The 13,621-nt window shown below is 62.2% G+C and carries 11 protein-coding genes and 1 tRNA gene; 2 read left to right on the top strand and 10 right to left on the bottom strand.

What is annotated here, in order from left to right; all coding sequences use genetic code 11:
* Positions 1-7: 7 nt before the first annotated feature.
* Positions 8-1,720, bottom strand: a complete 1,713-nt coding sequence (locus NMG70_RS22020) for a GH32 C-terminal domain-containing protein (RefSeq protein WP_254026552.1) — start codon at positions 1,718-1,720, stop codon at positions 8-10.
* A 409-nt stretch (positions 1,721-2,129) separates the two neighbouring features.
* Between NMG70_RS22020 and NMG70_RS22025 the strand changes: the two genes are divergently transcribed.
* Entirely contained in the window at positions 2,130-3,047 is a 918-nt protein-coding gene (locus tag NMG70_RS22025; protein ID WP_254026471.1) for a dihydrodipicolinate synthase family protein, read from the top strand.
* Between the two features lie 286 nt (positions 3,048-3,333).
* Here the strand turns inward: NMG70_RS22025 and NMG70_RS22030 are convergent.
* Positions 3,334-3,418, bottom strand: a tRNA-Leu gene (locus tag NMG70_RS22030).
* 305 nt (positions 3,419-3,723) lie between these two features.
* Between NMG70_RS22030 and lipB the strand changes: the two genes are divergently transcribed.
* A complete protein-coding gene (gene lipB, locus NMG70_RS22035) occupies positions 3,724-4,467 on the top strand; it encodes a lipoyl(octanoyl) transferase LipB (protein ID WP_254026472.1) in 744 nt (247 codons plus the stop codon).
* A 490-nt stretch (positions 4,468-4,957) separates the two neighbouring features.
* Here the strand turns inward: lipB and NMG70_RS22040 are convergent, their stop codons facing one another.
* The 8 genes from NMG70_RS22040 to nuoN form a co-directional block, all read right to left on the bottom strand.
* Positions 4,958-5,641, bottom strand: a complete 684-nt coding sequence (locus NMG70_RS22040) for an ABC transporter ATP-binding protein (protein WP_174654574.1) — start codon at positions 5,639-5,641, stop codon at positions 4,958-4,960.
* Positions 5,638-6,924 carry a lipoprotein-releasing ABC transporter permease subunit gene (locus NMG70_RS22045; RefSeq protein WP_254026473.1) on the bottom strand — a complete coding sequence of 429 codons (1,287 nt, stop codon included), beginning with the start codon at positions 6,922-6,924 and terminating at the stop codon, positions 5,638-5,640. Before NMG70_RS22045 ends, NMG70_RS22040 begins: the two co-directional genes overlap by 4 nt.
* Positions 6,921-8,249 (bottom strand): proline--tRNA ligase, encoded by a 1,329-nt coding sequence (gene proS, locus NMG70_RS22050; protein ID WP_254026474.1) that lies wholly within the window; start codon positions 8,247-8,249, stop codon positions 6,921-6,923. The genes NMG70_RS22045 and proS overlap by 4 nt, the downstream gene beginning before the upstream one ends.
* Positions 8,250-8,781: 532 nt before the next feature.
* Entirely contained in the window at positions 8,782-9,066 is a 285-nt protein-coding gene (locus NMG70_RS22055; RefSeq protein WP_254026475.1) for a DUF1467 family protein, read from the bottom strand.
* On the bottom strand, positions 9,063-9,467 hold the full coding sequence (gene mce / locus NMG70_RS22060) for a methylmalonyl-CoA epimerase (protein ID WP_254026476.1): 405 nt from the start codon (positions 9,465-9,467) through the stop codon (positions 9,063-9,065). The genes NMG70_RS22055 and mce overlap by 4 nt, the downstream gene beginning before the upstream one ends.
* A 135-nt stretch (positions 9,468-9,602) precedes the next feature.
* The gene (locus tag NMG70_RS22065) at positions 9,603-11,273 is read right to left on the bottom strand and encodes a ribonuclease J (RefSeq protein WP_254026477.1); all 1,671 of its coding nucleotides are present in this window, start codon (positions 11,271-11,273) and stop codon (positions 9,603-9,605) included.
* An 84-nt stretch (positions 11,274-11,357) separates the two neighbouring features.
* Positions 11,358-12,179, bottom strand: a complete 822-nt coding sequence (locus NMG70_RS22070; protein ID WP_254026478.1) for a biotin--[acetyl-CoA-carboxylase] ligase — start codon at positions 12,177-12,179, stop codon at positions 11,358-11,360.
* Positions 12,180-12,183: 4 nt separating this feature from the next.
* Positions 12,184-13,620 (bottom strand): NADH-quinone oxidoreductase subunit NuoN, encoded by a 1,437-nt coding sequence (nuoN, locus tag NMG70_RS22075; protein ID WP_254026479.1) that lies wholly within the window; start codon positions 13,618-13,620, stop codon positions 12,184-12,186.
* Position 13,621: the final 1 nt, after the last annotated feature.

Here is a 13,621-nt window from a genome sequence, read left to right on the forward strand (position 1 = left end):
CTCCCTGTCACGGTTTGAGCGCCCATACCGTCGCGTGTAGAACGGCGCCCGCTTCGGCGATGAGACGTGCCGATTGTACCGGATCAAAACCGCTGATCCGTTTCGTGCCAGCCCAACGACCGCGATCCGCGAAGACCTCGATCGATCCGTAGTCGAGGAATATCCGCAGCCGCTTTGGACGGGCTCCCTTGGCAATATAGTGGGGGGATTCCGCTGCGTCGTCTCCATGACGAATGGCAAGCCCCTCGTCGTCGACAACAACCTCGAGGCGAACTGTTGGATGTTGCAGCTTCAGGCGGAAATGGGCACCCGGCTTTTCGAGCTCGAACAGGATTTCGACGGCGCCATTGATAAAGCTTACCTGCTCTCCGGCTGCGAGGCGTGTCCGGTCCAGAATATGGCTCCGCAGGCTCTCGGCAGCTCCGATGGGCGGGGTGTGCAACTCGCCTGCAGACAGATGGATGTTGCGAGGCAACGTCATGGCTGTGGGGAAATCGATCGCCGGTCCGGTATCGGCCCAGTTGGCAAGCCACCCTATGCCGACAATGGCATCACCGTCGACGAAGGCCTGGAAGGCGTAATTATCCGTCCCGAAGTCCAGTTCCTGTTCGAATTCCTTGGCAAAGGTCCGACCATCGAACCAGCCGACAATGGCCATTGTCAGGTTCTTGCGCCGGGTGGACTGGTCTTCACTATTCATCAGCCCGAGAATCAGAACCCAGCGCGTCGCGGGATCGGTCGCAGGCCCGTCGAGCGGCAGCAGACAGGGACATTCGATCGCCGTCGTCCGATAGTGTTTCTCGACCAGAAGCTTGCCGACATACGTCCAGCCGGTGGCGGCCGTATAGTCACGGGTTTCGTAGAGCAGGACAACGCCGCCTTCATCGCTCTGGCTGCCCAGCAGCATTTTCCAAAGGCCATCCGGTCCCCTAAAGACGTATGGGTCACGAAAATCCGCTGTCAATCCCTGGTCAAGCGGGCGGTATGGCAGGATGACGTGCGCATCTCCGGCCATGATGAGGTCGCTGGAAGTGGCCGTGAGTTGGATCTGCTGTTCCGGGATACGGTCCTGTACCTGCTCGGTGAAAAAGACGCGAATGCCCGGGCCATCGGCAAGCGGGATGGCCGAGCCGGAATACGCGCCGCCCCGTTTGTCAGGCCTTGCGGTGAGATCTTCCGATGGGAACAGGAAGATGGGCATGTGGCGCCACCGCAAATAATCCGAAGATACGGCGTGCCCCCAATGCATCGTGTTCCACCGAAGCCCATGGGAATAATGCTGATAGAACAGATGTGGGCGGCCTCCAAACCGGCCAAATCCGTTTGGATCGTTCATCCAACCGAACGGCGGGCGAAAATGATAGCTGTCAGGGATCTTCGGCGGGGCATTTCCCGGATTGGTGTGGAGAACTGTGATGCCGGTCTCCAGCACGTCGGCCAATGCGAACCAGTAGGCGACCGACACCGATGTTCGATCCGTGTCGTAGTCGAGTTCGACACTGCCGCCGCCGAAGACGTGAAAAATCCTGAATTCATGCTCTTCGGCGTTCGTAACACTCACCTCGCCGAACTTGCCACGGACATTGGAAAAGGACAGCGAGCCCGAGACGTCTGGCTTGGTCGCCTTGAGCCAGATATGGAAGGTGGCGTTGACTGGCAGCTCGGCATGGAGGCTTCGAATGGTGTTCCCGGCCGCAATCCTTACCTGGCTGTCACTCATAAATATGGCTCCGTTGCGTGCGGCTTTCCCAGGCAAAACCGGATGCTCGACCTGGAATGCGTTGCGGAAGGTTAGAGCTGGATTTTCACTTTGGCAAAGTCATTCCCCAGGATCGACAGCCCTTGACGTCAATCGCCGCACAGATCGCCGCCTGCAGCTGCTGAACTCGCGGCCGAAGAAGGTTGACGGCTCGGAGAGCATTACTGCATTGTCCGACGGCGCAAGACCTTCTCTTTTCCGCGGGCTTCGACCCACGGCGCAATCCCGTGCAGCCATTATCCAGAGCGGCTAACCGGTTGTCCGCATAGAATGGAACGACGGCCGGGACCCGCCCGCCCGGACCGACTGCCGGGTTGGATCGGACCGTCGGTCCTGCGTTATGACCGAAAGCTGAATTTAGGAGGATCTCATGGCCATCGGTCCTGATACCAAAGGTGTCTACACCATTGCCCCGACACCGTTCGAGGCGGATGGCAAGATCGACTGGGAATCACTTGATTCGATGGTCGAATTCTACGAGCGCTGCGGCGTCGATGGAATGACAATCCTCGGCATCATGGGTGAGGCCCCGAAGCTCGACGCCGGCGAATCGCTCGAGATCGTCAAACGTATCGTGGCGCGCACCAGGCTGCCGGTCATCGTCGGCGTCTCTGCCCCTGGCTTCGCCGCCATGCGCAGCCTTGCGCGCGCCTCGATGGAAGCTGGCGCGCAGGGGGTGATGATTGCGCCGCCGCCGGCGCTGCGCACCGACGACCAGATCGTCACCTATTTCCGCAACGCATCCGAAGCGGTCGGCGAGGATGTTCCTTTCGTCCTGCAGGATTATCCACTGACCCTCTCGGTCACCATGACGCCGGCCGTCATCTGCCGCATCGTCACCGACAATCCGGCCTGCTTCATGCTCAAGCACGAGGACTGGCCAGGCCTGGAGAAGATCAGCGCGCTGCGAGGCTTCCAAAAGGACGGCTCGCTGCGGCCGCTGTCCATCCTCACCGGTAATGGCGGCCTCTTTCTCGACTTCGAGATGGAGCGCGGTGCCGACGGCGCGATGACAGGCTATGCCTTCCCCGATATGCTGGTCGAAATGGTGAAACTGTCTGCCGCCGGCGAGCGCGACAAGGCGCACGATCTTTTCGACGCCCACCTGCCCTATCTGCGCTATGAGCAGCAACCAGGAGTGGGACTTGCAGTACGCAAATATGTGATGATGAAGCGCGGCGCCATCGCGTCCGACGCCCAGCGCAAGCCGGGCAGTGCATTGTCGGCGGCGGCCAGACAAGAGGTCGACTATTTGCTTATGCGGCTGGAAAGTCGTGTCCGCAAATAAGCCTTGAGATAATGCACTAGCGGGCTATTTGCCGCGCAATCACATCAATATATAGCCGCTTGCGTGGAAAGCGCATTTTTCGCCGAGCACTCCCAAATGTCCGTTTCGCGGCACGGTTCGGTCTTTGAAGCAGCTGGCATATGATGGCGGGTCAAACCACGCGGTTATTGCGCGGCATCCGCCCCAACCAGCGGCAGGTTCGTGCAGTGTTTCAGCTTGCACAAACAGTCTTGGGAAGACCTGCAGGGAAACGGAAAATCGCACAATAAAGCTTATTGGATAAAGCTGGTGCGGTCGAGAAGACTCGAACTTCCACGGGTTGCCCCACAGCGACCTCAACGCTGCGCGTCTACCAATTCCGCCACGACCGCACGTGGTAGGAGCCGGAACGAACCGGCTCGCGGCGTGTAGCAAATCGTTTCCGGCGAAACAAGGGCGCGTCGCGCAATAATTGCCCGGGCTTCGGCATAACCCTCCAAAGAGCTGAAACGCGCTCACAACTGGACGTTTCAGCCGATTGCCGCCATATGTGAGGCGAATGCATGTCGCCCAAAAACATGCTCTCGGGCTTGAGCCGAGGGTGTGCAGGTTTTGGGACAACGACATGCATAAAACAAAAATCTAAGGCGTGCCCACGGGTCCCTTCAAACGCGGCGCGCTTTAGACGAGACACACCATGACAGAACGCAGCCAGATCGCCACGTCCTTCCTGCCCCTGCCCGGTTCGGCGCCGGTCGAATGGCGGATCGAACCCGGCCTCACCGCCTATCCGAATGCGCTTGCCGTGATGGAGGCGCGTGCCGAAGCGATCCGAGGCGGCGCCGCCGGCGAGATGGTCTGGCTTGTCGAGCACCCGCCGCTCTACACCGCCGGCACCAGCGCCCGCATCGAAGACCTGATCGAGCCCGACCGTTTCCCGGTGTTCGCGGCGGGACGCGGCGGCGAATACACCTATCATGGGCCAGGCCAGCGGGTCGCTTATGTGATGCTCGACCTGAAGCGGCGGCGCGAGGATGTCCGCGCCTTCGTCGCGGCACTTGAACAATGGATCATCGGCACGCTCGCCGCCTTCAACGTGCGCGGCGAACGGCGCGAGAACCGCGTCGGCGTCTGGGTGGTGCGGCCGGATCGCCCCGCCCTGCCCGACGGATCGCTCGCCGAGGACAAGATCGCCGCCATCGGCATCAGGCTGAGGCGCTGGGTGAGCTTTCACGGCATCGCCATCAATGTCGAGCCGGATCTCAGCCACTTCAGCGGCATCGTGCCGTGCGGCGTGCAGGACCACGGCGTCACCAGCCTCGTCGACCTCGGCCTTCCCCTGGGAATGGCCGATCTCGATCTCGCGCTGAAATCCGCCTTCGAGGATGTCTTCGGACCCGCGGCACCTTTGCTTGTCGAGTTGGCCCGCAAGGCCGGCTGACAAAGCGGCGCTGACCACAGAGCTCCGACGCAGCCCCTCACCCCGTGAAGGACGGAGCGCGCTGCCTCACATCGCTCCGATCCAGATCGCCATGGAAATGAGAAACGTGCTCATGCACACCAGTGACACGACATCCTGAACAAGACCAGTCATAACGCTCTCCTGTTTTCAGTATGTTCGTATTTTGTTCTAATTCTGTTCGAGTGTCAACGACCTCAATCAGAGTGTGTCGCGAAATTCGGGCGCTCAGTTCGGCAGGGTTAAGCAAAGGTTGACAGGCGGATTTCCACGCTTCCACGGTGGCTGCGTGTGGGAAATGGCAAGACGGCACGCTGAGGATCAGCCCGTTAGGTGTGTCGAGATTCAGGTCAGGCCGCGCCGAGAACGGTGGGCTCCGAGAACCGGAACGGAGCGTACGTTTGGGTGCTTGAGTACCGGACGCGCAGGAAACCGCCGTTCGCAGGCCGGCATCACCTGAATATCGATACACCTAAAGCGGAACAACCTTGCCGTCGGCCAGCGTGACGCGACGGTCCATGCGCGAGGCAAGCTCGTGATTGTGGGTGGCGATCAGCGCCGCCAGCCCCGACTGCCGGACCAGCGCCCCCAGTGCCTCGAACACATAGGAGGCGGTGACCGGGTCGAGGTTGCCGGTCGGCTCGTCGGCGAGCAGCACCAGCGGCGCATTGGCGACGGCGCGCGCGATGGCGACGCGCTGTTGCTCGCCGCCGGACAGTTCGGATGGCCGATGCTGCGCGCGTTTGCCGATCTGCATGTAGTCGAGCAGTTGCGCCGACCGCTCGGCAGCCTCCTTGCGCGTCAGCCCTTTTATCAATTGCGGCATCATGATGTTTTCCAGCGCCGTGAACTCTGGCAGCAGGTGATGGAACTGATAGACGAAGCCGACATCGTTGCGGCGGATCGCCGTGCGCTCGTCGTCGGAAAGCCGCCCGCAGGCGCGGCCGGCCAGAATGACATCGCCGGCGTCCGGCCGCTCCAGCAGTCCGGCGGTGTGCAACAGCGTCGATTTGCCGGTGCCCGAAGGCGCCACCAGCGCCACGATCTCACCGCGCTTCAACGAAAAATCGGCGCCGTTGAGGATGGTCAGCTTGCGCGGCCCCTGGACATAGTGGCGCTCGACGCTCTTCAGTTCGATAATGGCCTCGGCCATCATTCGTACCTCAGCGCTTCGACCGGATCGAGTCTGGCCGCGCGCCATGCCGGAAACAGCGTCGCCAGGAACGACAGCACCAGCGCCATCAGCACCACCGAGATCGTCTCGCTGGCGTCCATGCGGGCAGGCAACTGGCTCAGGAAGTAGAGCTCGGGATTGAACAACCTTTCGCCGGCCAGCCAGGAGAAGAACTGGCGGATGCGCTCGACGTTCAGGCAGATTACAACGCCGAGGAGGACGCCGGCGATGGTGCCCACCACGCCGATCGCCGCCCCCGTCATCAGGAAGATGCGCAGGATCGCGCCGCGCGTGGCGCCCATGGTGCGCAGGATGGCGATATCGTGGCCCTTGTCCTTCACCAGCATGATCAGCCCCGAGATGATGTTGAGTGCCGCCACCAGCACGATCAGCGTCAGGATCATAAACATGACGTTGCGCTCCACTTGCAGCGCATCGAAGAATGTCCGGTTGCGTTCTCGCCAGTCGACCATGGTGATCGGCCGCTGTGACGCCTCCTCGACCTTGGGTTTCAGCGCGTCGACATTGTCGGGATTGTCGACATAGATCTCGATCGCCTGAGCCCGGCCATCCATGTTGAAATAGAGCTGCGCTTCCGAAAACGGCATGTAGACGATGGAACTGTCATATTCCGACATGCCGACTTCGAAGATCGCCGTGACCGGATAGCCCTTCATGCGCGGGGTCGTGCCGAGCGGCGTCACATCGCCGTCGGGCGCGATCAGCGTGATCGTGTCGCCGAGCACAAGACCGAGATTGTCAGCCATGCGGCTGCCGATGGCGACGCCCTCGCCTGTGTCGAAGCCGGCGATCGAGCCCTGCTTGATATTGTTGGCGACGATCGAAATCTTGCCCAGATCCTCGCCGCGTATGCCGCGAACCAGCGCCCCCGACCCGCCGCCGATATTGCCTTGCGCCAGGACCTGCCCGTCGATCAGAGGAATGGCGTATTGGACGCCGGGCACGCCATTGATGCGGCCGGCAACCTGCGCATAGTCCTCCAGCGGCATGTCGAGCGGCTGCACGATCAGATGACCGTTGACACCGAGGATGCGCGTCAGGAGCTCGGCGCGAAAGCCGTTCATGACAGCCATCACGACGATCAGCGTGGCGACGCCCAGCATGATGCCGAGGAAGGAAATCGAGGCGATGACGGAGATCACCGTCTCCTTGCGGCGCGAGCGCAGATAGCGCCACGCGACCATGCGTTCGAACACGGAAAAAGCTCCGGCGGCCGGGGTTTTCACTACTGCCGCTTCGCTCATGCGGCAGAACCGAAGCGTTTTTTCACGTCCGCAATTGGCAGCGTCTCACGCTCGCCGGTTTTGCGATTCTTGATCTCGACCTCGCCGGCGGCCACGCCGCGCGGCCCGACGATCACCTGCCACGGCAGTCCGATCAGGTCGGCGGTGGCGAACTTGCCGCCCGGCCGCTGATCGGTGTCGTCGTAGAGCACGTCCTTGCCGACGGCGACAAACGCCGCATTGAGGTCATCGCAGACGCGGTCGCAGTCGGCGTCGCCAGCTTTCATATTGATCAGGCCGATGTCGAAAGGCGCCACCGCCTCCGGCCAGATGATGCCGTTATCGTCGTGGCTGGCCTCGATGATCGCCGCGACCAGCCGCGTCGGGCCGATGCCGTAGGAACCTCCGGAAGCAAAATGATCCTTGCCGTCGGGCCCGGTCACCTTGGCGCCCATCGGCTTCGAATATTTGTCGCCGAAATGGAAGATGTGGCCGACCTCGATGCCGCGCGCCGAGACCCGGTCGCTTGTCGCAACCTTCTCCCACGCCGCCTCGTCGTGCATCTCGTCGGTCGCCGCATAGGGCGTGGTCCATTCCTTGACGATGTCGCCGATCTCGGCATCGTTGGAGAAGTCGGTGTCCGCCCCCGGCACATCAAGTGCGAGATAGTCGCGATGGCAATAGACCTGGCTCTCGCCGGTGTCGGCCAGGATGATGAATTCGTGGCTGAGGTCGCCGCCGATCGGCCCGGTGTCGGCACGCATCGGGATTGCCTGCAGCCCCATGCGCGTGAACGTCCTGAGATAGGACACGAACATCCTGTTATAGGCCGCCTTGGCGCCTGCAAAGTCGAGATCGAAGGAATAGGCGTCCTTCATCAGGAACTCTCTGCTGCGCATGACGCCGAAGCGCGGCCGCACCTCGTCGCGGAATTTCCACTGGATGTGATAGAGATTGAGCGGCAAATCCTTATAGGATTTCACATAGGCGCGGAAAATCTCGGTCACCACCTCCTCGTTGGTCGGCCCATAGAGCATGTCCCGATCCTGCCGGTCCTTGATGCGCAGCATCTCCTTGCCATAGTCATCATAGCGGCCGCTTTCGCGCCACAGCTCGGCGGACTGAATGGTCGGCATCAGGATCTCGAGCGCGCCGGCCCGGTCCTGCTCCTCGCGAACGATCCGGCAGACCTTGTCCAGCACCCTCTTGCCGAGCGGCAGCCAGGAAAAACTGCCTTGCCCCTGCTGGCGGATCATGCCGGCGCGCAGCATCAGCCGGTGCGAGACGATTTCGGCCTCGCGCGGATTTTCTTTAAGGATAGGCAGGAAATAGCGCGACAAACGCATGGACTGGTCCGTGAGAGAGAGGATTGCCGCACCGGAATCGGCGCAGCGCAGGCTTGCTTGCTCCGGCTTCATAGCCATTTCATGACGGAATGGAAACCCGCCCCCTGGGGGTCAACTGGGCCCCCCACTGGGCGTCGCAAAGGCGCCGCAGTGCCGCGTTCGCCTTGCTGGTCGTTTCGCAAGCAACGCCTGCCATACTATTGTGCAGTGCAGCACGAGATTGCTTATTTCCGGGCAAAATTCTGCGTGACATTTTCACCCGGCTTGGTCTAATGTGCGCCGATAACCGAGAGGGCGGAAAGAAATCTGCTCTCCTACGCGGTCAAAGTCTTGGGAGGATGCGATCTAGGCGCGGTTACTCGCTGCCGCCGAATACCGGAAACAGATCGGACGCGTTTAAATTGCAAGGCCTCGTGCCTTGCATTTTTTTTGTGCAATCATTTGGTTAGCACGACAAATTGCCAAATCACTTACGCAACGTCAGCACAGCGGGTTCGAAAACAACCGGCATCGGTTCTTCCGGCCTGGAATTCTAGTTTTCGGGACTTTGGCTGAAATCCGGTACGATGTGCGGGATGTCGTCGATGCCGAGGCCGAGCCCCCTCGTAATGCCATAAAAGATGCCAAGCAGAACCAGCGTGACGATCGTTGTCCGCAGCACCGCGCGCAGCATATGCGGTCCGCGCGGCGCGCTGGATACCGTGCCCAGCGTCACATCCTCATCCTCGTCCTGCGTCCTCAGGCTGAACGGCAGGATGGCGAACAGCACCACCCACCATGTGATGAAGAACAGGGCGAGAAATGAAACCCAGCTCATGCTTGCTCCAGTTCGACCAGCGTGCCGAAGAAATCCTTGGGATGCAGGAACAGCACCGGCTTGCCGTGCGCGCCGGTCTTCGGATTGCCGTCACCCAGGACGCGGGCGCCCCTGGCCTTGAGGTGATCACGCGCAGCAAGAATGTCGTCGACCTCATAGCACAGATGATGCATGCCGCCCGAGGGGTTCTTCTCGAGGAATGCCGCGATCGGCGAACCCTCGCCAAGCGGCTCCAGCAATTCGATCTTGGTGTTGCCGACATCGACGAACACCACCGTCACGCCATGCTCCGGCAGCGCCTGCGGCGCGGTCACCCGAGCGCCGAGCGTGTCGCGATAAGCCGCTGTCGCCGCGGCCAGATCAGGCACGGCAAGCGCGACATGGTTAAGGCGTCCAAGCATTGGAACTCCGTGGAAAGTTAGGGAGTAGGGAATAAGGCAGTAGGGGAGTAGGGGAAAACAAGTCCGCAGGTTAACCGCAAAGCTATTTGCTCTTCCCTACTCCCTTACTGCCCTACTCCCCTACTCCCTTGTTCGTCACCTGGTGACGAACACTGTCACCAGCGGCTTCTTGCCCCAGGCTTCATTGGCGGCGCCACGGACGGCGCGGCGCACTGCCTCCTGCACGAGATCGAGGTCTTTTCGGCGCTGACGGGGGATGGAGTCCACCGCGCCGATTGCCGCATCGATCATCAGGTCTTCTAGGCTCTCGCCGCGGCCATCGGCCTCGGCGACGCCGATGGCGACCAGATCGGGATCGCCGGCCAGCTCATATTTGTCATCGAGCACGACATTGACCGCGACATGGCCGGCGAAAGACAGCTTGCGCCGGTCGCGAATGCCCATCGCCTGATCGGTGCCGATCAGCCTGCCGTCCTTGTAGATGCGGCCGAACGGCACCTGGTCGATGATCGTCGCCGCACCGGGATAGAGCCGCAGCATGTCGCCGTCGCGCACCTGCGCCACCTGGCCGATGCCGGACACCGACATAAGCGATCCCTGCGCCACCAGGTGCGCCGCCTCGCCATGCACGGGGACGCCGATCTGCGGGCGCACCCATTCATACATCTGGCGCAACTCGCTGCGGCGCGGATGGCCCGAGACATGCACCAGCGCATCGCCGTCCTCGATGATCTTGATGCCGAGATCGATCAGACGGTTCTTGATCTCGAGGATACCCTTCTCGTTGCCGGGAATGGTGCGCGAGGAAAACACCACCGTGTCGCCTGCCGTCAGCGACACCGATTTCATCTCCTCGCGCGACAGTTTCGCCAGTGCCGCAAGCGGCTCGCCCTGGCTGCCGGTGCAGATGATGACGAGGTTTTCGCGCGGGATGAAGCCAAAGTCCTCCTCGGCGATGAATTCGGGCAGCCCATCCATGTAACCGAGCTCGCCGGCAACATCGATGACGCGCTTCAGCGAGCGGCCGAGCACCAGGCACTGCCGGCCGGCATCGCGTGCCGCCTTGGCAATGGAGACGATGCGTCCGACATTGGAGGAAAACGTGGTGACCGCAACGCGGCCCTTGGCGCTTTGGATGACGCCCTTGAGGCCCTCGCCAACCGCGACTTCCGACGGCGACACCCCTTCCCGCAGCGCATTGGTGGAATCGCAGATCAGCGCCAGCACGCCCTTGTCGCCGTAGGCGCGGAAGCGCGCTTCGTCGGTCAGCGGCCCGATCGTCGGCGCCGGATCGATCTTCCAGTCGCCGGTGTGGATGACGGTGCCGGCCGGCGAGGTGATCGCCAGCGACATCGGTTCGGGAATTGAATGCGCGACCGGGATGGCCTCGATCTCGAACGGGCCGACGCTGAACTTTTCGCCGGCGCGGTAGATCGTCACCGGGATCTTTGGTGCGCCCTGCTCGCCCTGCCGCTTGGCTTCCAGCAATCCAGCGCCGAACGGCGTCATCCAGACCGGCGCCTTGAGCCTCGGCCATGTGTCGAGCAGCGCGCCGTAATGGTCCTCATGCGCGTGCGTGATGACGATGCCGCGCAGGTTGGCGACGTTCTCCTCGATGAAGCGCGTGTCGGGCAGCACCAGGTCGACTCCAGGCAGGCTGGCATCGGGAAAGGTCACGCCGACATCGATGACGATCCATTCGCGTGCATTGGCCGGGCCGTAGCCATAGAGGGCGAAGTTCATGCCGATCTCGCCGACGCCGCCAAGCGGCACGAAAACGAGTTCGGCGTTTTCCGCTGTCGCCATGATCATTCCTTTCCTGGCCGGTCAACCCAAGCCCGTCAAAACCTCGGGCCAGTCAAACCTGAACCCGTCAAAAACCTTGGCCTGTTAAACATGGGCCGACGCGACCGCACCGAAATGCACGTCGCCGGCGGCGATCGTCAGAACCGAACCTTCATCGTCGCGGATCACGAAACGGCAGTCCTCGTCAATGGTCTCGAACGTGCCGCGCACCACATTACCGTCAATTCTGACAGCAACCTGCCCACCAAGCCCTGCCGCGCGCGCTAGCCAGCGCCGCCTGACGGCGGACAGCCCGCGCCCATCGTTCCACAGCCGCGCATTCTCGCTCCAGGCATCCGACAGCGCCAGAAACAATGTCTCGGCATCGCAAGCAGCGCCCAGCGCGCTAAGCGATGTCGCGGGATAAGGCAAATCCTTGGGGTATGCCACAACATTGACACCGATGCCCACCGCCACCGCAAAGCGATCGCCTTCGAGTACCGCCGATTCCAGCAGGATGCCGGCAAGCTTGGCGCCGGAGGCGAGCACATCGTTCGGCCATTTCAGCTCGAAACGGTTTTTTCCATCGCTGCCGCCGTCGAGGCCGATCGCGATCCTGCCCTTCGGCACGACGGCGTCGAGCGCATCGGCCAGCGCCAGCCCGGCGACGAAGCCGAGCGTCGCGGCCAGGCGAAGCTCGGCATTGGTGACCACCAGCAGCGTCGCCGCCAGATTGCCCTCGGGCGTCGCCCAGACCCGGCCGCGCCGGCCACGCCCGCTTTCCTGCTTTTTCGAAACGACCCAGAGCTTGCCCGGATCTCCCGCCCGCGCATGGTCGAGCGCCAGCGCATTGGTGGAACCGACCGTGTCATGTGCCTCGAGCCGGAACCCTTCCGAGGCCGCTGTTGGAGCCAGCCGAAATGCCATCCCGTCAGAAGAATGTCTTGGCGGCGGCTTCGGCATAGGTGCCGATCGGCCCGCCGATCAGCACATAGAACAGCACGAAGGCGCCGCAGACGCCAAGCACGACGCGAAGCTCGGTCGCCATCGGCACGAAGCCGCCGACCGGTTCGTCGAACCACATGATCTTGATGATCCGCAGATAATAATAAGCGCCCACCACCGAGGCCAGCACGCCAATGATCGCCAGCGCGTAGAGGTTGGCGTTGATGGCGGCAAGGAACACGTACCACTTCCCCCAGAAGCCGGCGAGCGGCGGAATGCCGGCCAGCGAGAACATCAGGATGGTCAGGATCGTCGCCATGATCGGATTGGTCGACGACAGGCCGGCGAGATCGCTGATCTGTTCGACATTGCCTTCCTTGCGCCGCATGGCGAGGATGAAGGCGAAGGTGCCGAGCGTCATCACCAGATAGATCAGCATGTAGATGGCGACGCCGCGCACGCCGGCCTGGCTGTTGGCGGCGAGGCCGACCAGGGCGTAGCCCATATGGCCGATCGAAGAATAGGCCATCAGCCGCTTGATGTTGGTCTGGCCGATCGCCGCGAAGGCGCCGAGCAGCATCGAGGCAATCGAGATGAAGACGATGATCTGCTGCCAGTCGGCGGCGATTGGCTTGAAGGCGTCCATGGTGACGCGCACGATCAGCGCCATTGCCGCCATCTTCGGCGCCGCGGCGAGGAAGGCCGTCACCGGCGTCGGCGCGCCTTCATAGACGTCGGGCGTCCACATGTGGAACGGCACCGCCGATATCTTGAAGGCGAGGCCGGCCAGCACGAAGACCAGGCCGAAGACCAGGCCAAGCTGCCGCTCGCCGCCGCCCAGCGCCGTGGCGATCTCCTGGAAACCGGTGTTGCCGGTGTAGCCGTAGACGAGGCTGATGCCGTAAAGCAGCATGCCCGACGACAGCGCGCCGAGGACGAAATATTTCAACCCCGCCTCGGTCGAGCGCAGATTGTCCCGGTTGATCGCCGCCAGCACGTAGATTGCCAGCGACTGCAGTTCGAGGCCGAGATAAAGCCCGATCATGCCGTTGGCCGAGATCATCAGCATCATGCCGAGCGTGCACAGCAGGATCAGCACCGGATACTCGAAGTTGTCGAAATGCTCCGCCTTGGCGAAGCGCATCGACATGACCAGTGTCACCGCCGATCCGATCAGCGCCAGCACCTTCATGAAGCGGGCGAAGGGATCCTGGACGAAGGCTTCGCCGTAAGCGTTGCCCTGTCCGGTGGAAAAGATCGTCCAGACGCCGGCAATCACCAGGACGGCGACGGCAAGGCCGCTCACCGTGGTGGTGGTGTTGGCGCGCGAATAGGCGCCGAGCATCAGCAGCGCCAGGGCGCCGACGGCGAGGATCAGCTCTGGCGTCGACAGCGACAGGCTGGAGAGAAGGTCCGGCGTCATG

The sequence above is a fragment of the Mesorhizobium ventifaucium genome, from assembly GCF_935822925.1.
GTDB lineage: Bacteria > Pseudomonadota > Alphaproteobacteria > Rhizobiales > Rhizobiaceae > Mesorhizobium > Mesorhizobium ventifaucium.